Annotated in this window: 19 protein-coding genes and 3 tRNA genes; 9 read left to right on the forward strand and 13 right to left on the reverse strand. The window is 70.1% G+C overall.

Annotated elements, in window-relative coordinates:
* Positions 1 to 67 precede the first annotated feature (67 nt).
* From FB563_RS15050 to FB563_RS15060, 3 genes are all read right to left on the reverse strand, one after another.
* Positions 68 to 140, reverse strand: a tRNA-Gly gene (locus FB563_RS15050).
* Positions 141 to 222: 82 nt separating this feature from the next.
* A tRNA-Gly gene (locus FB563_RS15055) sits at positions 223 to 294 on the reverse strand.
* Between the two features lie 202 nt (positions 295 to 496).
* Positions 497 to 814, reverse strand: a complete 318-nt coding sequence (locus FB563_RS15060; protein WP_031164632.1) for a histone-like nucleoid-structuring protein Lsr2 — start codon at positions 812 to 814, stop codon at positions 497 to 499.
* 322 nt (positions 815 to 1,136) lie between these two features.
* Here FB563_RS15060 and purS point away from each other — a divergent pair, with 322 nt between their 5' ends.
* From purS to purL, 3 genes are read left to right on the forward strand one after another with little or no spacing between them, the layout of a single operon-like run.
* Positions 1,137 to 1,409, forward strand: a complete 273-nt coding sequence (purS, locus tag FB563_RS15065; RefSeq protein ID WP_055707133.1) for a phosphoribosylformylglycinamidine synthase subunit PurS — start codon at positions 1,137 to 1,139, stop codon at positions 1,407 to 1,409.
* Entirely contained in the window at positions 1,406 to 2,086 is a 681-nt protein-coding gene (gene purQ / locus FB563_RS15070; RefSeq protein WP_055707134.1) for a phosphoribosylformylglycinamidine synthase subunit PurQ, read from the forward strand. Before purS ends, purQ begins: the two co-directional genes overlap by 4 nt.
* Complete coding sequence (purL, locus tag FB563_RS15075) at positions 2,083 to 4,341, forward strand: phosphoribosylformylglycinamidine synthase subunit PurL (protein ID WP_055707135.1); 2,259 nt, start codon at positions 2,083 to 2,085, stop codon at positions 4,339 to 4,341. The genes purQ and purL overlap by 4 nt, the downstream gene beginning before the upstream one ends.
* A gap of 98 nt (positions 4,342 to 4,439) precedes the next feature.
* Here purL and FB563_RS15080 read toward each other — a convergent pair whose 3' ends face one another.
* Together FB563_RS15080 and FB563_RS42935 are read right to left on the reverse strand one after the other, a co-directional pair.
* On the reverse strand, positions 4,440 to 7,076 hold the full coding sequence (locus tag FB563_RS15080; RefSeq protein ID WP_234357806.1) for a SpoIIE family protein phosphatase: 2,637 nt from the start codon (positions 7,074 to 7,076) through the stop codon (positions 4,440 to 4,442).
* A gap of 282 nt (positions 7,077 to 7,358) precedes the next feature.
* Positions 7,359 to 7,763: a hypothetical protein gene (locus tag FB563_RS42935; RefSeq protein WP_167528487.1), complete on the reverse strand. Its 405-nt coding sequence runs from the start codon at positions 7,761 to 7,763 to the stop codon at positions 7,359 to 7,361.
* A 25-nt stretch (positions 7,764 to 7,788) separates the two neighbouring features.
* On the opposite strand from FB563_RS42935, the gene FB563_RS15090 reads away from it, so the two are divergent.
* From FB563_RS15090 to purM, 4 genes are all read left to right on the forward strand, one after another.
* A complete protein-coding gene (locus FB563_RS15090) occupies positions 7,789 to 8,586 on the forward strand; it encodes a maleylpyruvate isomerase family mycothiol-dependent enzyme (protein WP_055707137.1) in 798 nt (265 codons plus the stop codon).
* A 35-nt stretch (positions 8,587 to 8,621) separates the two neighbouring features.
* Complete coding sequence (locus tag FB563_RS15095; RefSeq protein ID WP_055707138.1) at positions 8,622 to 9,092, forward strand: META domain-containing protein; 471 nt, start codon at positions 8,622 to 8,624, stop codon at positions 9,090 to 9,092.
* 212 nt (positions 9,093 to 9,304) lie between these two features.
* On the forward strand, positions 9,305 to 10,834 hold the full coding sequence (gene purF, locus FB563_RS15100; RefSeq protein WP_055707139.1) for an amidophosphoribosyltransferase: 1,530 nt from the start codon (positions 9,305 to 9,307) through the stop codon (positions 10,832 to 10,834).
* Positions 10,835 to 10,868: 34 nt separating this feature from the next.
* On the forward strand, positions 10,869 to 11,936 hold the full coding sequence (gene purM, locus FB563_RS15105; protein ID WP_055707140.1) for a phosphoribosylformylglycinamidine cyclo-ligase: 1,068 nt from the start codon (positions 10,869 to 10,871) through the stop codon (positions 11,934 to 11,936).
* A gap of 93 nt (positions 11,937 to 12,029) precedes the next feature.
* On the opposite strand, the gene FB563_RS15110 is transcribed toward purM, so the two are convergent.
* Both FB563_RS15110 and FB563_RS15115 read right to left on the reverse strand, forming a co-directional pair.
* On the reverse strand, positions 12,030 to 12,278 hold the full coding sequence (locus FB563_RS15110) for a DUF3073 domain-containing protein (protein ID WP_055707141.1): 249 nt from the start codon (positions 12,276 to 12,278) through the stop codon (positions 12,030 to 12,032).
* Between the two features lie 290 nt (positions 12,279 to 12,568).
* The gene (locus tag FB563_RS15115) at positions 12,569 to 13,675 is read right to left on the reverse strand and encodes a Leu/Phe/Val dehydrogenase (protein WP_055707142.1); all 1,107 of its coding nucleotides are present in this window, start codon (positions 13,673 to 13,675) and stop codon (positions 12,569 to 12,571) included.
* A 199-nt stretch (positions 13,676 to 13,874) separates the two neighbouring features.
* Between FB563_RS15115 and FB563_RS15120 the strand changes: the two genes are divergently transcribed.
* Together FB563_RS15120 and bldC are read left to right on the forward strand one after the other, a co-directional pair.
* On the forward strand, positions 13,875 to 14,717 hold the full coding sequence (locus FB563_RS15120) for a DUF8083 family protein (protein WP_055707143.1): 843 nt from the start codon (positions 13,875 to 13,877) through the stop codon (positions 14,715 to 14,717).
* Between the two features lie 539 nt (positions 14,718 to 15,256).
* On the forward strand, positions 15,257 to 15,463 hold the full coding sequence (gene bldC / locus FB563_RS15125; RefSeq protein ID WP_003949541.1) for a developmental transcriptional regulator BldC: 207 nt from the start codon (positions 15,257 to 15,259) through the stop codon (positions 15,461 to 15,463).
* Positions 15,464 to 15,923: 460 nt separating this feature from the next.
* Here bldC and FB563_RS15130 read toward each other — a convergent pair whose 3' ends face one another.
* The 6 genes from FB563_RS15130 to FB563_RS15155 form a co-directional block, all read right to left on the reverse strand.
* Positions 15,924 to 16,115, reverse strand: a complete 192-nt coding sequence (locus FB563_RS15130) for a DUF6274 family protein (protein ID WP_055707144.1) — start codon at positions 16,113 to 16,115, stop codon at positions 15,924 to 15,926.
* Positions 16,116 to 16,572: 457 nt separating this feature from the next.
* Positions 16,573 to 16,647 (reverse strand) — tRNA-Asp (locus tag FB563_RS15135).
* A gap of 96 nt (positions 16,648 to 16,743) precedes the next feature.
* Positions 16,744 to 20,688, reverse strand: a complete 3,945-nt coding sequence (gene hrpA / locus FB563_RS15140; protein WP_055707145.1) for an ATP-dependent RNA helicase HrpA — start codon at positions 20,686 to 20,688, stop codon at positions 16,744 to 16,746.
* A 59-nt stretch (positions 20,689 to 20,747) separates the two neighbouring features.
* Entirely contained in the window at positions 20,748 to 21,068 is a 321-nt protein-coding gene (locus tag FB563_RS15145; RefSeq protein ID WP_208766297.1) for a hypothetical protein, read from the reverse strand.
* Positions 21,065 to 21,271 (reverse strand): DivIVA domain-containing protein, encoded by a 207-nt coding sequence (locus tag FB563_RS15150; protein WP_055708963.1) that lies wholly within the window; start codon positions 21,269 to 21,271, stop codon positions 21,065 to 21,067. Before FB563_RS15150 ends, FB563_RS15145 begins: the two co-directional genes overlap by 4 nt.
* Before the next feature lie 217 nt (positions 21,272 to 21,488).
* On the reverse strand, positions 21,489 to 21,761 hold the full coding sequence (locus FB563_RS15155) for a hypothetical protein (protein ID WP_142218714.1): 273 nt from the start codon (positions 21,759 to 21,761) through the stop codon (positions 21,489 to 21,491).
* Positions 21,762 to 21,793: the final 32 nt, after the last annotated feature.

Raw genomic sequence — 21,793 nt, forward strand, 5'->3', positions numbered from 1 at the left:
ACAAATGTCAGAGCGGATCACGGGCAACGAAAAGACCCCGGTCCTGTGGACCGGGGTCTTTCTCCCGAGCGGACGACGAGGCTCGAACTCGCGACCTCAACCTTGGCAAGGTTGCGCTCTACCAACTGAGCTACGTCCGCACTGCTCCCGACCGGCTCCCACCGATCGGTGCGAGCACCAGCCTACCTGATCCACAGGAGTGGTCGTGACGACCGGTGCCGGAGCGGGTGACAGGGATCGCACACTGCGCCTTCCCCCTGGAAGGGGGATGTTCTGCTACTGAACTACACCCGCACGCTCCTCGGGGTTTCAGCCTTTCGGCCTCGCCCCTCGGCGTGTCCCAGACATTAGCTGATCAACAGGGGGGTCGCGCAAGTCGGCTCCCCTAGTGCCCGGTATGCCCAAGTGCACGGTCCTCAGGGTCCTCTGACGGACCCTGAGGACCGCCCCTTCGCGGGCTCGTGTCGCCGGTCCGCCCGTGCGGCTCCGGCGCGCCTCACTGCGCGGCGCTGAACGCCTCGTAGACCTTCTTCGGGATGCGTCCGCGGGCGGGGACGTCCATCTTGTTGGCCTGGGCCCAGGCGCGGACGGCCGCCGGGTCGGGGGCGACCTCCGTCTGCTTGTACGCCTTGCCGGACCGCGACCGCTTGCGGCCGGCCTCGACGTAGGGCGCGAGCGCCTTGCGCAGTTTCTTGGCGTTGGTTTCGTTCAGGTCGATCTCGTACGACTTGCCGTCGAGTCCGAAGGCGATCGTTTCCGCCGCTTCCGAGCCGTCGATGTCGTCAAAGAGCGTGACCACGACCTTTTGCGCCACGAATATCGGTCCCTTCGTGCGGCACGTCGATACAGCTCACCGGCGATGACGTGCCGAGTATCGGCTATTGCCAATTCATTTGTACAGTGCTCGGCAATGCAAAGTGAAGCCCGACTAAATCCGTCCGCGTGTCCGAAGACAATAGGTGAACGGGGCGGACCGTGGAACTTTCCCAGAACTTTTCACGGCGGTCCGGCTTCGACACCCGATCGTGATGCGCCTCACGTAGTTTCCTACAACTCTACTCGCGTAGAAATTTTGTGCGGGTAGTCTGAAGACGCACTGCAGGAACCTGCTCAGCACCACACCACCGGGAGTGCCAGTGGCACGCGTCGTAGTCGACGTCATGCTCAAGCCGGAGATCCTCGACCCCCAGGGCCAGGCGGTCCAGCGTGCGCTGCCGCGCCTGGGTTTCGAAGGGATCTCGGACGTCCGTCAGGGAAAGCGTTTCGAACTGGAAGTTGACGGGCCGGTCGACGAGGCCGCGCTCGCCCGCATCCACGAGCTCGCCGAATCCTTCCTCGCCAACACCGTGATCGAGGACTTCACCGTGAAGGTGGAAGAGGCCGCGGAAGTCGCGGAGGCGGCGAAGTGACCGCTCGTATTGGCGTCGTCACTTTCCCGGGCAGCCTTGACGACCGGGACACGCAGCGTGCGATCCGTATCGCCGGGGCCGAACCCGTCGCGCTCTGGCACAAGGACAAGGACCTCAAGCAGGTCGACGCCGTCGTCCTGTGCGGTGGTTTCTCCTACGGCGACTACCTGCGGGCCGGTGCCATCGCCCGCTTCTCGCCGGTGATGGAACCCCTCATCGAGCAGGCGAAGGCCGGACTTCCGGTCCTCGGCATCTGCAACGGCTTCCAGATCCTCACCGAGGCCCACCTCCTCCCGGGCGCCATGCTCGGCAACGACCACCTCCACTTCATCTGCCGCGACCAGAAGCTGCGGGTGGAGAACGCGGAGACCTCCTGGACCACCGACTACCGCTCCGGCCAGGAGATCCACATCCCGCTGAAGAACATGGACGGCCGGTACGTGGCCGACCGGTACACGCTGGACAAACTGGAGGCCGAGGGCCGGGTCGCCTTCCGGTACCTGGACTTCAACCCGAACGGCTCGCTCAACGACATCGCCGGCATCACCAACGAGGCGGGCAACGTCGTCGGCCTGATGCCGCACCCCGAGCACGCCGTAGAGCCGCTGATCGGTACGGGCCGTACCGACGGGCTCCCGTTCTTCACCTCGATCCTCAAGAAGCTGGTCAACGCATGAGCCGGACGCCTCTGGACACGGTCGAGCACGCGGCCGCGACCCCCGACGTCGAGCTGCCCTGGGCCGAACTCGGCCTGAAGAAGGACGAGTACGAGCGGATCGTGGAGATCCTCGGCCGCCGCCCGACCGGCGCCGAACTCGCCATGTACTCGGTCATGTGGTCCGAGCACTGCTCGTACAAGTCCTCCAAGGTCCACCTGCGCCAGTTCGGCGAGAAGGCGCCCCAGTCGGACGCGCTGCTCGTCGGCATCGGCGAGAACGCGGGCGTGGTCGACGTCGGCCAGGGGTACGCGGTCACCTTCAAGGTCGAGTCGCACAACCACCCGTCGTACGTCGAGCCCTACCAGGGCGCGGCCACGGGTGTCGGCGGCATCGTCCGCGACATCATCGCGATGGGCGCCCGCCCGGTCGCCGTGGTCGACCCGCTGCGGTTCGGCGCGGCCGACCACCCGGACACCAAGCGCGTCCTGCCCGGCGTCGTCGCCGGCATCGGCGGCTACGGCAACTGCCTGGGCCTGCCCAACATCGGCGGCGAGGTCGTCTTCGACGCCTGCTACCAGGGCAACCCGCTGGTCAACGCCGGCGCCATCGGTGTGATGCGGCACGAGGACATCCACCTGGCCAAGGCCTCCGGCGCGGGCAACAAGGTCATCCTGTACGGGGCCCGTACGGGTGGCGACGGCATCGGCGGCGCCTCGATCCTCGCGTCCGAGACCTTCGACGACGCCAAGCCGAGCAAGCGCCCGGCCGTCCAGGTCGGCGACCCCTTCCAGGAGAAGCTCCTCATCGAGTGCACCCTGGAGGCGTTCCGGGAGAAGCTGGTCGTCGGCATCCAGGATCTCGGTGCCGCCGGTCTGTCCTGCGCCACGTCCGAGCTGGCCTCCAACGGCTCCGGCGGGATGCGCGTCACCCTGGACGACGTACCGCTGCGCGACTCGACGCTCTCGCCGGAGGAGATCCTCATGAGCGAGTCGCAGGAACGCATGTGCGCGGTGGTCGAGCCGGAGAAGGTCGACCGCTTCCTGGAGATCTGCGCCAAGTGGGACGTCATCGCCACGGTCATCGGCGAGGTGACGGACGGCGACCGGCTGGAGATCTACTGGCACGGCGGCAAGATCGTGGACGTCGACCCGCGCACGGTCGCGCACGAGGGCCCGGTGTACGAGCGGCCGTACGCCCGCCCGTCCTGGCAGGACGAGCTCCAGGCGGACGACGCGAACAAGCTGCCGCGCCCGGCGACGAGCGAGGAGCTGAAGGACCAGGTCCTGAAGCTGGTGGGCTCTCCCAACCAGGCCTCGAAGAAGTGGATCACCTCGCAGTACGACCACTTCGTGCAGGGCAACACCGTCCTCGCCCAGCCCGAGGACTCCGGCATGATCCGCGTCGACGAGGAGACCGGCCTGGGCGTGGCCATCGCCACGGACGGCAACGGCCGTTACGCCAAGCTCGACCCGTACACGGGCGCGCAGCTGGCCCTCGCCGAGGCCTACCGGAACGTGGCCACCACCGGTGCCAAGCCCCTCGCGGTCTCCGACTGCCTGAACTTCGGCTCCCCCGAGGACCCGGCGGTGATGTGGCAGTTCGCGGAGGCGGTACGCGGTCTCGCGGACGCCTGTCAGCAGCTGGGCACCCCGGTGACCGGCGGTAACGTCTCGCTCTACAACCAGACGGGCGAGGCGGCCATCCACCCGACGCCGGTGGTCGCGGTCCTGGGCGTGATCGACGACGTCGCCCGCCGCACCCCGGTCGCCTTCCAGGAGGAGGGCCAGCTGATCTACCTCCTCGGCGACACCCGTGAGGAGTTCGGCGGCTCGGCCTGGTCCCAGGTGATCCACGACCACCTGGGCGGTCTGCCCCCGAAGGTCGACCTGGAGCGGGAGCGGCTGTTGGGCGAGATCCTGATCTCCGCCTCCCGCGACGGCATGATCGACTCCGCCCACGACCTGTCCGACGGCGGTCTCGTGCAGGCCGTGGTCGAGTCCGCGCTGCTCGGCGGCAAGGGTGCCCGGCTGGTCGTCCCGGACGGCCTGGACGCCTTCACCTTCCTGTTCTCCGAGTCGGCCGGCCGCGCCATCGTCGCGGTGCCGCGCTCGGAGGAGGTCCGCTTCAACGACATGTGCGGTGCGCGGGGCCTGCCGGCCACCCGGATCGGTGTGGTGGACGGGGATTCGGTGGAGGTCCAGGGCGAGTTCACCCTTTCCCTCGCCGAACTGCGCGAGGCCCACGAGGGCACCATCCCGGCGCTGCTGGCCTGACCGGCCCGCGTCGGCGGCGGCCCGCATCACCCCCACGGGTGGCGCGGGCCGCCGTCACGTCCGGGACGGGCTCTCGCTCGCACAGGACGGGCTCTCGCTCACAGATCGCCGAACTGTTCCAGGAGGACGTCGACCGGCGTGTGGGCCGAGGCGGCGGCCGCGCCGTTGTGCAGGGTGCGTTCCGCCCAGATGACCTTGCCGCCGGCGGTGTACCGGGTGCCCCATCGCTCGGCGAACTGCGCGACGAGGAACAGGCCCCGCCCGCCCTCGTCCGTGGTGGCCGCCCGCCGCATGCGCGGCGAGGTGCTGCTCGCGTCCGCGACCTCGCACACCAGACAGCGCCCGTACAGCAGCCGCACGGTGATCGGCGGGGCGCCGTACCGGATCGCGTTGGTGACCAGCTCGCTGACGATCAGTTCCAGGCTGAACGCGACCTCCTCCAGCCCCCACCGGTCCAGCTGCTCCCTGCACCGCGCCCGTACCGAGGGCACCACCGCCGCGTCCGGCGGCACGTCCCACTCGGCCAGGTGCGCGCGCGGGAACAGCCGGGTACGGGCCACCAGCAGGGCGATGTCGTCGCGGCGGGGCGCGGGCCGCACGGCGTCGATCACCGTCTGGCAGGTCTCGTCCGGGGTACGCCCCGGGGCTCCGCCCAGCAGCCGGCGCAGTGCGTCCAGTCCGGCCTCGACGTCGCGGGTGCCGTCCTCCACCAGGCCGTTGGTGTACAGCACCAGCTGCGCGCCTTCCGGCAGGTGCAGCTCGGCGGTCTCGAAGGGATAACCGCCCAGACCGAGCGGCGCCGACAGAGGCACGTCGGGACAGTGGACCGTCCCGTCCGGGCCGACCACCACCGGGACGGGGTGCCCCGCCCGGGCCACCGTGCAGGTCCCCGTCACCGAGTCGTAGATCGCGTACAGGCAGGTCGCCCCGGTCACTCCCTCTCCCTCGCGGCCGTCGGGGTGGGCGCCGGTGGAGTTGCCGACGGAGTCCTCGTTGTCCATGCGGACGACCAGGTCGTCCAGGTTCCCGAGCACCTCGTCCACCGGGAGGTCCAGCGCGGAGAAGTTGTGCACCGCGGTGCGCAGCCGTCCCATCGTCGCCGCGGCGTGCAGCCCGTGACCGACGACATCGCCCATCGCCAGCGCCACCCGGGAGCCCGGCAGCGGGATGACGTCGAACCAGTCCCCGCCCACCCCGGCCTCGGCCGGCAGATACCGCCAGGCCACCTCCAGCGCGTCCTGCTCCGGCTGCCCCCGCGGCAGCAGACTGCGCTGCAGTGCCACGGCCGTCGTGTGCTCCCGGGTGAACCTGCGGGCGTTGTCGATGGCCACGGCCGCCCGCGCGGTGAGCTCCTCGGCGAAGGACAGGTCCTCCGGCTCGAACGCCTGGGACGCCCGGGTCCGGTAGAAGTTCGCCACGCCCAGCGACACGTTCCGCGCCCGCAGCGGCACGGCCACCAGGGAATGCAGGCCGAGCTCCAGGGCCCGGCCGGTGCGCTCGGGATCCTGCTCCCGCCAGCCGCGCGCCCGCCACAGGTCCGGCTCCAGCACACCGCTGCCCTGCTGCAGCGCCCGCATCTGCGGGGTCGCGGGGGAGAAGGCGACGACGTCGTCCAGCGGGTAGACCGGCAGCATCTCCTGCGCCCCGCCGATCGCCGTGCGCCGCAGGTGGTGCCAGCCTTCCGCCGTCGGCTCCCGCCCGTGCAGCACCGGGTCGAGCAGATCCACCGTGACGACGTCGGCGAACTGCGGCACCGCGGCCTCGGCCAGCTCCTGGGCCGTGCGCCGCACGTCCAGCGTCGTCCCGATCCGCATTCCGGCCTCGTACAGCAACCGTAGCCGCGACCGTGCCACCTCGGCCCGCCCCGACACCGCCGCCAGCTCCGTGGTGTCGCGCAGCGTCACGACGCTGCCGCTCGGGCGGTCGCCGGGGAAGGTGGGCCGCTTGTTCACCGCCAGCAGCCGGTCGCGCACCGGCTGCACCGCGTCGGTGACCGCGTCCGGCGAGGTGAGGAGGCCGGTGAGGCCCTCCGGCAGTCCCAGGTCCCGCACGTCGGTGCCCCGTTCGTCCGCCGGCAGGGCCAGCAGCCGCCGCGCCTCGTCGTTGGCGAGCACCAGCCGCCCGTCGACGTCGGTGATCAGCACGCCTTCCCGTACGGCGTGCAGGACCGCGTGGTGGTGCTCGTACATCCCCGCGAGCTCTGCCGGGGCCAGGCCGTGCGTCTGCCGCAGCAGCCGCCGGGCGACCAGCGTCGTCCCCGCCCCGGCCACCACCAGGGCGACCACGCCGGCACCGAGGGCCATCGACAGCTCCGGCAGCCACAGGTGGGCCACGTTCCTGACCGTGATGCCCGCGGAGACGAGGCCGACGATCCTGCCGTGCGCGTCGGTCACCGGCACCACCGCCTGTACGGCCGTCCCCTTGCCCGCGGGCAGCGGCGGCCCGCCGACCTGCTCGATGACGGTGTGGCCGTGCAGCGCCGGCTCGATGGTGCCGACGAACTTCTTCCCGATCTCCCGCGGGTAGGGGTACGTGTAGCGGATTCCCTGGGTGTTCATGACGACGACGAAGTCCACGCCGGCGCGCTTGCGTGCCGCCTCGGCCCGCGGTTGCAGCACCGCGCTGGGATGGGGGCCGAGCAGTGCCTGGGCCGTGCCGGGGGCGTTCGCGAAGGACTGGGCCGCGATCACCGACGCCCGGCGCCCCTGCCGGACAGCGTCGTTCGCCGCCTGCATCACCAGCCCCGCCACTCCGGCGCAGACCAGCAGCAGCACGATCAGGACCTGGATGAGGAACACCTGCCCGGCCAAGCTGCGCGGGTTGATCAGGCGGGGAAGCCGACGGGAGCGGGCGGCGAGCGGACCGTACGACCATATCCGGAATCGCCCGAAAGGCACCTCCACGTACCCTTCATAACACTTCCGATGCCACCCGGCTGATCGGCGCCGGGTCGGGCGATGGGGAGGTGCCGCTCGTCCCTCGGCCTGCGGTGCGGTGAGGGGGGCGAGGGGGCGTCGTCATGAGGCTGCGGGGCGCGTGACGGTCTCCGGCTGGGCCTGGCGCGTCCTCGGCGGCCGCAGGGTGAGCCAGCACGGACGGCGCCATGACCGGGGCCGCGCAGGAATACCGCCCACTCCCGCCGCGCGGTCCGCTCCGCGCAGGAACACCGTGTCCAGCGCGGAGACGTACCGCCGCCCCACCCGCCGCGCGGTCCGCTCCGCGTGGGCCGGGCAGGGAGCCGACGGCGCCCGTGCGGTGCGCTCGCGGCACCCCGGCGACATGGCCGCCCTGCGCGCGGAGGAGACCGGCGACCGGGTGTTCGCCGCCTCGCCGTCGGCGAGAGCCCGGAGTCGGTCGCGGCCCTCGCCGCCGAGCGGGCGCACCGCGCCTTCGGACCGGTCGAAAACGGCCTGAAGGGACACGCCGTCAGGGCATAGGCTCACCGCCATGCCACCGGCCAAGAAGCGCGCCCGCAGTTACGACCCGGCCAGGACCCGGGCAGCCGTCCTCGCCCAGTTCGGAAACGTGCGCGAGGCCGTACGAGGTCTCGGCCCCGAACGGCTCGCCCTCCCCACCCGGCTCGGGGAGTGGACCGTACGCGACCTGATCGCGCACATCGGCATGGCGCTCACCGCGATCCCCCGGGCGCTCGACCAGCCCGAGCCGCCCAAGGCGGACGCCGCCCCGCTCGACTGGCCCTTCGCCACCGCGGCCAACGCCGCCGCCATCGACGAGTTCACCCGGAACCTCGCCGCCGGACACCCCGACCCCGGCGCCTACCTCGCGGACGTCGAGCGGTCCCTGCGCGCGGTCCTCGACGAGCATCCCGGCGGCCGGATCCTCCGGACGAGTGCGGGTGCGATGTCCCTGGACGACTACCTCGTCACCCGCGCGGCCGAGCTCGTCGTCCACACCGACGACCTCAACGCCGCCGTGCCCGGCCTGGCCGTGCCCTACGACCGGCAGGCCCTGGCCGCCGCCACCCGGCTGCTCGCCGACGCCCTGGCCGTGAAGGCGCCCGGCGGTTCGACCGAGGTGCGGGTGCCGCCGTTCGCCGTGGTGCAGTGCGTCGAGGGGCCCCGGCACACCCGCGGTACCCCGCCCAACGTCGTGGAGACCGACCCGCTGACCTGGATCCGGCTCGCCACCGGGCGTCTGAGCTGGAAGGACGCCCTGGAGGAGGCCAAGGTGAGCGCCAGTGGGGAGCGGGCGGACCTCGGGGGGCTGCTGCCACTCATGTCGTAGCGGAACCGGCACGACCGCTCTACCGTCGAATCCCCATGAACCGGTACAAGAAGCGCATGATCCTCGGACCGGGGGCCGTCTCGCTCGCCGCGCTCATGGTGGCGTGCGGCACCGGGAGGGCGGACAGTGGTGCGGTGACCGTCCAGCAGCCGTCCCCGCAGCCCGTGACGGGCGTCGACTGGCGGGTCGACGGCCTCACCGTCGGCGGTACGACCCGGCACGCGCCCGCCTCCGCCCGCCTCCGCATCGACGAGAACGGCAAGGCGGCCGGCAACCTCGGCTGCAACCAGTTCAGCGCCCGGGTCACCGTCCGCGGCGACCACCTCACCTTCGGGGACCTGCGCACGACGCGGATGGCCTGCGCCCCGGACCGGATGGACTTCGAGCGCGCGCTCGCCCGCGCCCTCACCACCGGCACGCTCGTCGCCAAGGCCGACCACGCGAAACTGACGCTCACCGACGGCGACGGCGACCGCATCCACCTCAGCCGCAACGCGTCCGAGTGACCGCCAGGCGATGTGCGACACCTCACTCACGCACCCGGTGAACCGGACCGTGACCGTCGTACGCGGTTCCGCCGTCGGCTCCCGAAGACCCGGGTGAACCTCGTTGACCTGCGTAAACGAGGAAACCGACAAGGTGATCAGCACGGCCTTGCCCGTCAGGGGCGCGTATCCCCAATTCGGACCAGTGGTCGATCTCGCCTACACTCGGTGGCGTGCCACGTGGTGACGGTCGACTCAATCACGATCTGCTTCCCGGCGAGAAGGGCCCCCAGGACGCTTGCGGCGTCTTCGGTGTCTGGGCTCCGGGTGAAGAGGTCGCAAAGCTCACGTACTTCGGGCTCTACGCCCTCCAGCACCGGGGTCAGGAATCCGCGGGAATCGCGGTCAGCAACGGCTCCCAGATCCTCGTCTTCAAGGACATGGGCCTGGTCTCCCAGGTCTTCGACGAGACCTCGCTCGGTTCCCTCCAGGGTCATATCGCGGTCGGACACGCCCGCTACTCGACCACCGGCGCCTCCGTGTGGGAGAACGCCCAGCCGACGTTCCGCGCCACCGCGCACGGCTCGATCGCGCTCGGCCACAACGGCAACCTGGTCAACACGGCGCAGCTCGCCGAGATGGTCGCCGACCTGCCCAACGACAACAACAGCCGCTCCACCCGGGTCGCGGCCACCAACGACACCGACCTGCTGACGGCGCTGCTCGCCGCCCAGGTCGACGAGGACGGCAAGCCGCTGACCATCGAGGAGGCGGCCCACCAGGTCCTCCCGAAGGTGCGGGGCGCCTTCTCGCTCGTCTTCATGGACGAGCAGACCCTCTACGCCGCCCGTGACCCGCAGGGCATCCGCCCGCTGGTCCTGGGCCGCCTGGAGCGCGGCTGGGTGGTCGCCTCCGAGACCGCCGCCCTGGACATCTGCGGCGCCAGCTTCGTGCGCGAGATCGAGCCGGGCGAGTTCGTCGCCGTCGACGAGAACGGTCTGCGCTCCTCGCGATTCGCGGAAGCGAAGCCCAAGGGCTGTGTCTTCGAGTACGTGTACCTGGCCCGCCCGGACACCGACATCGCCGGCCGGAACGTGTACCTCTCCCGCGTGGAGATGGGCCGCCGCCTCGCCAAGGAAGCCCCCGTCGAGGCCGACCTGGTCATAGCGACCCCGGAGTCCGGCACCCCGGCCGCCATCGGCTACGCGGAGGCCTCCGGCATCCCCTTCGGTGCGGGTCTGGTGAAGAACGCCTACGTCGGCCGGACCTTCATCCAGCCCTCGCAGACCATCCGCCAGCTGGGCATCCGCCTGAAGCTGAACCCGCTGAAGGAAGTCATCAAGGGCAAGCGCCTGGTCGTCGTCGACGACTCGATCGTGCGCGGCAACACCCAGCGGGCCCTGGTCCGCATGCTCCGCGAGGCCGGCGCCGCCGAGGTCCACATCCGGATCTCCTCGCCGCCCGTGAAGTGGCCCTGCTTCTTCGGCATCGACTTCGCCACGCGCGCGGAGCTGATCGCCAACGGCATGACCATCGAGGAGATCGGCACCTCGCTCGGCGCCGACTCGCTCGCCTACATCTCCATCGACGGCATGATCGAGGCGACCACGATCGCCAAGCCGAACCTGTGCCGCGCCTGCTTCGACGGCGAGTACCCGATGGAGCTGCCGGACCCGGAGCTGCTGGGCAAGCAGCTGCTGGAGACCGAGCTGGCGGCCGGTCCCGCCGCCACGGCCGCGGCCGACGCGATCCGCCGCCCGTAACACCCTGCAGTACGACACGAAAGCTCTCACAGTCATGTCTGAGACAACTGGTGCCAGCTACGCAGCGGCGGGCGTCGACATCGAGGCGGGCGACCGCGCGGTCGAGCTGATGAAGGAGTGGGTGAAGAAGACCCAGCGCCCCGAGGTCCTCGGCGGCCTCGGCGGCTTCGCCGGCCTCTTCGACGCCTCCGCCCTCAAGCGCTACGAGCGTCCCCTCCTCGCCTCCGCCACGGACGGCGTCGGCACGAAGGTCGACGTCGCGCGCCGCATGGGCGTCTACGACACCATCGGCCACGACCTGGTCGCCATGGTCATGGACGACATCGTGGTGTGCGGCGCCGAGCCGCTGTTCATGACCGACTACATCTGCGTCGGCAAGGTCCACCCCGAGCGCGTCGCGGCCATCGTGAAGGGCATCGCGGAGGGCTGTGTGCTCGCCGGATGCGCCCTGGTGGGCGGCGAGACGGCCGAACACCCCGGTCTGCTGGGCGAGGACGACTTCGACGTCGCCGGGGCCGGTACGGGCGTCGTGGAGGCCGACCGGCTGCTCGGCGCTGATCGCATCCGTACGGGCGACGCGGTGATCGCCATGGCGTCCTCCGGCCTTCACTCGAACGGGTACTCCCTGGTCCGCCACGTCCTGCTGAACACGGCCGGCCTGGCCCTGGAGTCGGAGGTCGCCGAGCTCGGCCGGACCCTCGGCGAGGAGCTGCTGGAGCCCACGAAGATCTACTCGCTGGACTGCCTGGCACTGATGCGCACCACGGACGTGCACGCGTTCTCGCACATCACCGGCGGCGGACTCGCGGCCAACCTGGCCCGCGTGATCCCCGACGGGCTGCACGCCGTGGTCGACCGCTCCACCTGGACCCCGGGCGCGATCTTCGACCTGGTCGGCAGGACCGGGAACGTCGAGCGCCTGGAACTGGAGAAGACCCTCAACATGGGCGTCGGCATGATGGCGATCGTCCCCGCGGAATCCACCGAGGTGGCCCTCGCGACCCTGGCCGACCGAGGGGTCGACGCCTGGGTGGCCGGCGAGATCACCGAGCGCGGTGCCAAGGAGACGGGCGCGGAGCTGGTGGGGGACTACGCCCGCTGAGCGTCGGCGGGTGACTGCACCCGCCGATTCTGCGGGTAGCACAGAAGCCGGTCGGTGGCTGTGCCACCGACCGGACTGGTGCTCAGTGCAAGGTCAAGCGCCGCGACGGTGTTGTGAGGGACCCTCGTCCTCGTCCTCGTCGTCCTCATAGAGGTCGGCGTAACGGGAGTACAGGTCGTCCTCGTCATGCTCATCGTCCTCGAACGGCTCGCCGTTCGGCGGCTGGCTCGAAGTCGATGCGCCCAGTTCACTGGCCAGACGTGACAGGTCAGTCCCACCGCTGTTGTACTTCAGCTGGCGGGCGACCTTTGTCTGCTTGGCCTTGGCCCGGCCGCGCCCCATGGCTCGACCCCCTCGGTGACGGGGCTCAACGGCCCCAGAGTCTGACACGCGTTCATGATCCGGAACGGACCCTCCGCAGAGAGGCCGGTCCGTAGGGCTTCCACGGTACCTGAGCCCGCGCCCATACGGTACGTCGCCCGCAGCACGCGCGTGTGCCCAGGACCTTCGAGGCGCCCTGTCCTCGCTGGTCAGTGGCGATTTTAACCACTTATCGGGGAACGACCCGCCGGTGGAAGTGAGAGTTCTCTCGAAGTTCCCGCCGACGGGTACCGCTCACCTGTGCGATCGGGTCAGTGCACAGCGTGTCCGGCGCGTGCCTCGGCCATCCGCTGCTCGGCGATCCGGTCGGCCGCAGCGGCCGGCGGAATCCCGTCTTCCTTCGCACGTGCGAATATGGCCAGCGTGGTGTCGAAGATCTTCGCCGCCTTCGCCTTGCACCGGTCGAAGTCGAACCCGTGCAGCTCGTCGGCCACCTGGATGACCCCGCCCGCGTTCACCACGTAGTCCGGCGCGTAGAGGATCCCGCGGTCGGCGAGGTCCTTCTCCACACCCGGGTGCGCGAGCTGGTTGTTGGCCGCGCCGCACACCACCTTGGCGGTGAGCACCTCGACGCTGTGGTCGTTCAGGGCGCCGCCGAGCGCGCAGGGGGCGTAGATGTCGAGCCCCTCGACCCGGATCAGCTCCTCGGTGTCGGCCACGGCCGTCACGCGCTCGGGGTGCTGGTCGAGGATCCGCTGGACGGCGTCCGTGCGCACGTCGGTGATGACGACCTCGGCGCCCTCGTCCAGCAGGTGGCGCACCAGGTGGTGGCCGACCTTGCCGACGCCGGCGACACCGACCTTGCGGCCGCGCAGCAGGGGGTCGCCCCACAGGTGCTGGGCGGAGGCGCGCATGCCCTGGTAGACGCCGAAGGCGGTGAGCACCGAGGAGTCGCCGGCGCCGCCGTTCTCGGGGGAGCGGCCGGTGGTCCAGCGGCACTCACGGGCCACGACGTCCATGTCGGCGACGTAGGTGCCGACGTCGCACGCGGTGACGTAGCGCCCGCCGAGCGAGGCGACCATGCGGCCGTAGGCGAGGAGCAGTTCCTCGGTCTTGTCGCGCTCCGGGTCGCCGATGATCACGGCCTTGCCGCCGCCGTGGTCGAGTCCGGCCATGGCGTTCTTGTACGACATTCCGCGTGCGAGGTTGAGGGCGTCGGCGACGGCCTCGGCCTCGGTGGCGTAGGGATAGAAGCGCGTTCCGCCGAGGGCGGGGCCCAGGGCGGTGGAGTGGATGGCGATCACGGCCTTGAGGCCGCTCGCGCGGTCCTGGCAGAGCACGACCTGCTCATGGCCGCCCTGGTCCGAGTGGAACAGGGTGTGCAGGACATCAGCAGGTGCCCCAATTACGTCGGTCACTGTGGTGACTCCTGTGTAAAGAGCGGCGAGTGGGGTGGAACCCCGTACGGGTGGCGGGGTGCCGTGGCATGAGCGTAGAGCCTTGGCACGACCACCATCCGTGCAGTGTTCAGGATCACTCGCGCGGGGCGCTGACGCACGCATGACCGTGGCACGATTTGCAGTGTTTCGAGCCGGGTCCGCTGGGGAGGGAGCAGGCGTGCCGAAGGTGTCCTCCGTGGTCGTCCCCTATGCCGCGTACCTGCGCGTGTACGAGCCGCTGGGCGCCTTCGCGGAGCCGGAGCGCAGCCACTGGGCCCGCTACGCCCGCCGCTCCGACCGCCCCTCCTACCAGGACGAACTGCGCCGTTCCCTGGCCGACTTGCTGCCCACCCCGCCGGTCGCCGTGCCGGTGCACGAGTCCAGCGACGCCTTCGTGCTGGAGGTCGACGGCGTGGTGTGCGTGTGCCCCTGGCGCACCCGGCTGCGCGGCTGGCTGGCGCTCGGCGAGCTGACCGAGGAGCTGCCGGCGCCGGTGCTGGACGCGGTGCTGCCGCCGGTCGTACGCCGCCAGGCCGCGCAGGACTACGAGCGCTGGCTGGCCCGCAACCCCGACGCCCGCCCGTGGATCCGCACGGCGACCTGGCAGGTGCCGCTGAACTGGTTCGTGCTGGTCTCGGACGAGGAGCGGCGCTACGAGAAGGGCACCGCCGAGGTGCCGCCGCTGCTGCGCTACCGCACGCCGATGGTGCAGGCCCGGCGGCGGGTGGCGCGGGCGCTGCGCACGCTGAGGGACACCGTCGAGGAGAGCCCGCTGATCGACGGCCTGGTGGACGTCGGCCGCTGGCTGGAGGAGTTCCACCCGCGCTCGCTGGTGGAGCTGGACTACGGCGGCCTGGTGCATGTGCTGTCGGCCGGTGAGCTGGAGGGCGACCACTCGGCGGCGGACGTGGCCGAGGGCATCCAGGCGCTTCGGCGGGGCGACGGCGCGGCGGCCGGGGAGGCCTACGCGCGGCTCGTGGAGCGGTGGCGGGCGGTCCGGGACCGGCGCTCGGCGAACTGAGGTTCCGGGAGCGCTCGAAGAGTGACGTACATCACGGCCCAAATGGCGCCGAACGACGTACGGTCTAGGCCACTTGACCATGTGACGGGACGTTGGTCCCGATCTGGACTTTTGCCCCAAGGGTGATGGACGGCACTTACGCGGCCCTTGCGTCTCTTGCCACCCCTCATGCCAAAATAGGACAAGGAGTCCGGGGAGGGTTCCTTCCGTCCAACTGTGCTCCACTGTGGGCGGATTCTCGGCATTGCGCGCTTTGGGGGGTCTTGTGGCTCCTGATCGTCCTGTGACTGATCGTCACAGCGGCGTGACTGTCCGCTATGGCATGGTCCATCGGCTTCCGTCGCTGATGAACACCTGGGAGGGCAATTCCATCGGTTTGGCCGACGCGGCTGGACAGATGGTGTAGTTGTAGTGCCGAGGACAAGCCGTTCGTCCTATAACCGACTCGACTCGCGTCCGCCATTTCGGGCAACGCGGGTCAAGGTGCAGAATTTAGAGGAAAGAACCGAGAAGGTTCGGTTCTCCCGAGGAGGCCGCTCATGACCGCTCGCACCCCTGATGCCGAGCCGCTGCTGACCCCGGCTGAGGTCGCCACCATGTTCCGCGTCGACCCCAAGACGGTCACGCGGTGGGCGAAGGCCGGCAAGCTCACGTCCATCCGTACGCTCGGCGGGCACCGCCGCTACCGCGAGGCCGAGGTCCGCGCACTGCTCGCGGGCATCCCGCAGCAGCGCAGCGAGGCCTGAACAACCGAATAACCGGGCAAACCGGCAGGTCCCCCAACCGGCCGAGGCGCCCGAACCCTAGCTCCAAGCGACGCGGGACCTGCCCCAACAGGCCCCTCGCCCAAGCCGAACAGCACGTTGCAGGCAGCGACACAGGGTGCGTCGTAGATCGCGCTGGACTCCGCCGGGTCCAGCGCGATCTTTTCTGTGCGCTGGTCGGGGGTGCGGGCGGGCTCCGTGGGCGGCCTTGTCGGAGTCTGGGCAGGGCTGTCGGATCGGCTGTGCGTGAGCCCTGAGAGGGGTGCAATTGCACATATTAAATTGATCCGTTGTAGGACAGGGGTAAGTACCGCCCTTTCAAAAACTCATGCGGTGACTCCCGTCACACATCCCGGCTGTTGTTGCCGACGGCACGGGTGCGCTAGTGGAGCGTCCCGCTCCAGCGTCCCACGCGGGAAAGGGTGTTGGGGACGGGCGCCGGTCACGCGCCGCGGGGACGCTGCTCCTCGCCCTCCCCGTCGCCGGCTTCGGGGACCCGGGGGCCTGCGTCCATCGCCAGCCGCAGCAGGTGATGACAGATGGGGCAGTGGCGGGTGAGATGCCGGTAGGACGACGCGGCCGCCAGATGGGCCCTCAGCAGCGCCCGCGTCTCGTGCCTGACCGATGCCGCCATACGCCACCTCCGCGGACCGCACAGGGGAACGGGCCCTGCTCTCTGGGTACCGAGGGAATGTGACGCCGTCAAGGCCGCGGGACGGCGCCGCCGGTTCGGCCGGGCTCCCCGCGGGGTGCCGCCCCCGGCCCCTCGCTACGGCCTTGAACGGGCCTTGCCCAGGGTTCCCCGGGGGCTGCCGTCCCGCCAGAGCCTTGCCACGGCCCTGAACGGGCCTTGTCCTCAATCGCCGGACGGGCTGAACACGCCGACCGGCACCGAGAAGCCGACGACATGGAGAAGGGCCCGCTTCCGTTGCCGGTGGGGGGCCCTTTGTGCTGCGGTCCTGACGGGATTTGCTGTATCCGATTGCGGCTCCGCCGCGGGCGCGGCCTCGGCTGTGGCGGGTTGGCGGGTGCTCGGGTGGTGGCATGGGGAAGGGCCCGCTTCCGTTGCCGGATGCGGGCCCTCTCTGCTGCGGTCCTGACGGGATTTGAACCCGCGGCCTCCACCTTGACAGGGTGGCGAGCACTCCAAACTGCTCCACAGGACCAGGTTTCGCGGCGCTCGGCTTGTGCACTGCGCTGCGAGAAGAGACTGTACAGGAGGTGAGGCCGCCTGGTCGAACTCACCCCCTGTGCCCGAGCGGTTACGGAACGGCCGCGTCGATCGCCTTCACGATCCGCTTGTCGGAGACGGGGTAGGCGGTGCCGAGGGCGTGGGCGAAGTAGCTGACCCGCAGCTCCTCGATCATCCAGCGGATGTCCAGGACCGAGGAGGGGACGGGGCGGCCCTGGGGGAGCTGCTCCAGGAGCCAGGCGTACTCGTCCTGCATCTCGTGGACCTTCTCCATGCGCGTGGTGTCCCGCTGGACGTTCGTCGGCATCTGCTGCAGACGCCGGTCCACGGCCACCAGGTAGCGCACCAGGTCGGGAAGGCGCCGTATGCCCGCCCAGGTGACGAACCCCGGCTTCACGAGCGCGTCCAGCTGCTTGCGTACGTCCGTCAGGTTCGCCAGGAGCGCGGGGCTGCGCACGGCCTTCAGGCGGCGCTCGCACGCCTGCCAGGCGGCGAGGACCTGCTGCACCTGGGCGACCGTACGGACCGTCGTGTCGACGATCTCCGCGCGCACCTTGTCGTACAGCTTCCGGTACGACTCCTCGTCCCAGACCGGACCCCCGAAGTCGGCGATCAGCTTGTCGGCCGCCGCCATCGCGCAGTCGTCGAACAGCGCCTGGACGGAGCCGTGCGGGTTCGCGGACAGCGCCAGCTTCTGGGCGTTCGTCAGCTTCTCGGACGCGAACTTCGCCGGGTTCACCGGGATGTTGCGCAGGATCAGCCGCCGGGTGCCCTGCCACATGGCCTCGGCCTGCTCGGCCTCCGTGTCGAAGAGCCGCACCGAGACCGTGTCGCCGTCGTCCACGAGCGCCGGGTACGCCTTCACCGGCTGGCCGGCCCGGCGCGTCTCGAAGACCCGGGTCAGCGCGCCGATCGTCCAGTCGGTCAGCCCCTTGCGCTCCAGGGACTCGCCGCCCTCGCGGGACGCGGTCGCCGCTGCCGCCTGGGACAGGGCCTTCCTCGCCTTCGGCTTCAGCCGGAGCTTCAGCGCCTGGAGGTCCTTGTCCTCGGCCAGCTTTCGGCGCCGCTCGTCGACGATCCGGAAGGTGATCTTGAGATGGTCGGGGACCTTGGACCAGTCGAAGTCGTCGGCCTCGAAGGGGACGCCGACCATGCGCTTCAGCTCGCGGGCCATCGTCACCGTCAGCGACTCCTGCAGGGGCACCGCCTTCTCCAGGAACGCCTTCGCGTAGTTCGGAGCGGGCACGTAGTTGCGGCGGACCGGCTTCGGCAGCGAGCGGATCAGCTCGGTCACGACCTCCTCGCGCAACCCCGGGATCTGCCAGTCGAAGCCCTCGTCCGTGACCTGGTTGAGGACCTGGAGCGGGATGTGGACCGTCACGCCGTCCGCGTCCGCGCCCGGCTCGAACTGGTACGTCACCCGGAACTTCAGCTGCCCCTGCCGCCAGGAGTCCGGGTAGTCGGCCTTGGTGACCGCCTCCGCCGACTCCCGGATGAGCATCTCCCGCTCGAAGTCCAGGAAGTCCGGCTGCTCCTGCCGCTTCCGCTGCCACCAGGAGTCGAAGTGCGCGCCGGACACGACGTGTTCGGGCACCCGCTGGTCGTAGAAGTCGAAGAGCGTGTCGTCGTCGACGACGATGTCCCGGCGCCGGGCGCGGTGCTCCAGCTCCTCGACCTCGCTCAGCAGCTTGCGGTTGTCGGCGAAGAACTTGTGGTGCGTGCGCCAGTCGCCCTCCACCAGCGCGTTGCGGATGAACAGCTCGCGGGAGGTCTCCGGGTCGATGCGGCCGTAGTTCACCTTGCGCTGGGCGACGATCGGGACGCCGTACAGCGTGACCTTCTCGTACGCCATCACGGCCGCCTGGTCCTTCTCCCAGTGCGGTTCGCTGTACGTCCGCTTCAGCAGGTGCCCGGCGAGCGGTTCGACCCACTCGGGCTCGATCTTCGCGTTGACCCGCGCCCAGAGCCGGCTCGTCTCGACCAGCTCGGCCGACATCACGAACTTCGGCTGCTTCTTGAAGAGCGCCGAACCCGGGAAGATCGCGAACTTGGCGTTGCGGGCACCCAGGTACTCGTTCTTGTTGCCCTCGCGTACGTCCTTCATCCCGATGTGGGAGAGGAGGCCGGCGAGGAGGGAGGTGTGGATGCGGTCGGCCGGGGCGTCCTCATCGCTGAGGTGGATGCCCATCTGCTTGGCGACCGTCCGCAGCTGGGTGTAGATGTCCTGCCATTCGCGGATGCGCAGGAAGTTCAGGTACTCCTGCTTGCACATCCGGCGGAAGGAACTGGATCCGCGCTCCTTCTGCTGCTCGCGGACGTACCGCCACAGGTTCAGGTAGGCGAGGAAGTCGCTGGTCTCGTCCTTGAAGCGGGCGTGCTGCTGGTCGGCCTGGGTCTGCTTGTCGGCCGGGCGCTCGCGCGGGTCCTGGATGGACAGCGCGGCCGCGATGACCATGACCTCACGGACACAGTCGTTCCTGTCGGCCTCCAGCACCATGCGGGCCAGGCGCGGGTCGACCGGCAGCTGGGCCAGCTTGCGGCCGGTGTCGGTGAGGCGTTTGCGCGGGTCCTTCTGCGCGGCGTCCAGCGCGCCCAGCTCCTGCAGCAGCTGCACGCCGTCGCGGATGTTGCGGTGGTCCGGCGGGTCGATGAAGGGGAACTTCTCGATGTCGCCGAGACCGGCCGCGGTCATCTGCAGGATGACGGAGGCGAGGTTCGTACGGAGGATCTCCGCGTCCGTGAACTCGGGCCGGGCGAGGAAGTCGTCCTCGCTGTACAGCCGGATGCAGATGCCGTCGCTCGTCCGGCCGCAGCGGCCCTTGCGCTGGTTGGCGCTGGCCTGCGAGATCGGCTCGATGGGCAGCCGCTGGACCTTGGTGCGGTGGCTGTAGCGGCTGATCCGGGCGAAGCCGGGGTCGATGACGTACTTGATGCCGGGGACGGTGAGGGACGTCTCGGCGACGTTGGTGGCCAGAACGATCCTGCGCCCGGTGTGCGGCTGGAACACGCGGTGCTGCTCGGCGTGCGAGAGCCGCGCGTAGAGGGGCAGGATCTCGGTGAACCTGTATTTCTTCTTCTCGAGCGCGTCGGCGGTGTCCCGGATCTCCCGCTCACCGGAGAGGAAGACCAGGATGTCTCCCTGGCCCTCGGCCTGGAGCTCCTCGACCGCATCGCAGATGGCGGTGATCTGATCCCGGTCGGCGTCCTCGGAGTCCTCCTCCAGCAGGGGCCGGTAGCGCACCTCCACCGGGTACGTCCGCCCGCTGACCTCGACGATCGGGGCGTCGCCGAAGTGCCGGGAGAAGCGCTCGGGGTCGATCGTCGCCGAGGTGATGACGACCTTGAGATCCGGCCGCTTCGGCAGCAGCTGGGCCAGGTAACCGAGCAGGAAGTCGATGTTGAGGGACCGCTCGTGGGCCTCGTCGATGATGATCGTGTCGTAGGCGCGCAGCTCGCGGTCGGTCTGGATCTCGGCGAGCAGGATGCCGTCCGTCATCAGCTTGATGAAGGTGGCGTCCGGGTTCACCTGGTCGGTGAACCGCACCTTCCAGCCGACGGACTCGCCGAGCGGCGTCCTCAGCTCCTCCGCGACCCGCTCGGCGACCGTGCGGGCGGCGATGCGCCGGGGCTGCGTGTGCCCGATCATGCCGCGCACGCCACGGCCCAGCTCCAGACAGATCTTCGGGATCTGCGTGGTCTTGCCGGAGCCGGTCTCACCGGCCACGATGACGACCTGGTGATCGCGGATGGCCGCCGCGATCTCGTCCTTCTTCTGGCTGACCGGCAGCTGCTCCGGGTAGCCGATGGCGGGCACACGGGAGCGCCGCTCGGCCATCCGGGCCTCGGCCTTGCCGACCTCCGCCTCGATCTCGGCGAGGACGGCGGCACGGGCCTCCGGCTTACGGATCTTGCGCGCGCCCTCGAGCCGCCGGCCGAGCCGATGCGCGTCGCGCAGCGACAACTCGGTCAGACGGGGGGCGAGGGTGCCGAGAGCGGGGGCGGGATGCGTAGACATACGGGATCCAGGATCGCACCCCGCCCGAAAAACACGCGAACGATTTGACCGGGGGCGGCTCAGGGGGTCCGCGGGGCGGGTGCTGGGGCGGCGGCCGGCTCGGTGTTCTGCCGGGGTGCCGTGTCCCTGAGGGCGATCGACTTCGCCGTGTTGGAGACGGCCTTGATGCCCAGGTAGGCGGTCGTCATGCTGCTCACGGCGGTGAACGCGGCGGTCAGGACGCCGACGATCACGGACTTGTCGCCGTCGAGCCGCCACACCCCGAAGATCGCGACACCGGCGATCGCGAGATTGCTGACGACGACCGCGAGCAGCCCGTACCGTGCCCTGTCCTTCTCCAGCTCGGTGTCCGGTATCGCTCTCGCCTGGTCCCGGCTCATCTCCCCGTCCCCCTGTTCCGCAGCTGCGCCACCCGTGCGTCCACCTGCGCTCGGTCGTACCCGCGCCGGACGATGTCGAAAACCGGCGGCGCCTCGGACGCCGTACCCGCGGCCATCCCGGCCAGATACGCGTCCACCTGGGCACGGTCGTAACCACGCCGAGCGATGTCGAAACCCTGGAAACCCTGGAAGTCGTCAGCCATGAATGTCCCCCTACGACGAAGGCCCCGTTCGCTGAACGGGGCCTTCTGGCTGTGGCTGGGGCCGGGGTCGAACCGGCGACCTTCCGCTTTTCAGGCCGCGTCCAGGTGGGGCGCGGCCTGATCGTACTGGGCGCCGGTGACCTGGGCTAGCAGTAGTTGTGCGCTGCTGTTGGCGTACCGGTTGGCGTACGCCGCCACGCTGTTAAAGAGTCCTCCGCTACTTCTCCAGGCTCACGGCCCCGCCCCGGTCCGCTTCCACCAGGGCGGGCGACGAGCGACGAGTAAGGAGAACAGCGGACGTGATGGTCGTGCCGATCACGGTGGCAAGAGCGGTCGCCTCATTCGGCTCGATGGCGTGGGTGACGATGCCCGCGCTGAGCGTCATACCGGCGGCCGACACGCCGATCGAGACGAGGAGATTCCGCTTCCTCGGAGTGACCTGCGTCTCCTTCTCCAGACGCTTGCAGGCTCCGTTATTACAGTGGGCCACGGGTAAGGCCCCTTTCTAGGTGTCGCGACAAT

The organism is Streptomyces puniciscabiei (genome assembly GCF_006715785.1).
GTDB classification, from domain to species: Bacteria; Actinomycetota; Actinomycetes; order Streptomycetales; family Streptomycetaceae; genus Streptomyces; species Streptomyces puniciscabiei.

Excerpts from the sequence above, each read along its gene's own strand:
- purL (WP_055707135.1), top strand. The coding sequence starts at position 2,083 with ATGAGCCGGACGCCTCTGGACACGGTCGAGCACGCGGCCGCGACCCCC.
- FB563_RS15080 (WP_234357806.1), bottom strand. The coding sequence starts at position 7,076 with ATGCAGGCGGCGAACGACGCTGTCCGGCAGGGGCGCCGGGCGTCGGTG.
- FB563_RS15090 (WP_055707137.1), top strand. The coding sequence starts at position 7,789 with ATGCCACCGGCCAAGAAGCGCGCCCGCAGTTACGACCCGGCCAGGACC.
- FB563_RS15095 (WP_055707138.1), top strand. The coding sequence starts at position 8,622 with ATGAACCGGTACAAGAAGCGCATGATCCTCGGACCGGGGGCCGTCTCG.
- purM (WP_055707140.1), top strand. The coding sequence starts at position 10,869 with ATGTCTGAGACAACTGGTGCCAGCTACGCAGCGGCGGGCGTCGACATC.
- FB563_RS15110 (WP_055707141.1), bottom strand. The coding sequence starts at position 12,278 with ATGGGGCGCGGCCGGGCCAAGGCCAAGCAGACAAAGGTCGCCCGCCAG.
- bldC (WP_003949541.1), top strand. The coding sequence starts at position 15,257 with ATGACCGCTCGCACCCCTGATGCCGAGCCGCTGCTGACCCCGGCTGAG.
- FB563_RS15130 (WP_055707144.1), bottom strand. The coding sequence starts at position 16,115 with ATGGCGGCATCGGTCAGGCACGAGACGCGGGCGCTGCTGAGGGCCCAT.
- hrpA (WP_055707145.1), bottom strand. The coding sequence starts at position 20,688 with ATGTCTACGCATCCCGCCCCCGCTCTCGGCACCCTCGCCCCCCGTCTG.
- FB563_RS15145 (WP_208766297.1), bottom strand. The coding sequence starts at position 21,068 with ATGAGCCGGGACCAGGCGAGAGCGATACCGGACACCGAGCTGGAGAAG.
- FB563_RS15150 (WP_055708963.1), bottom strand. The coding sequence starts at position 21,271 with ATGGCTGACGACTTCCAGGGTTTCCAGGGTTTCGACATCGCTCGGCGT.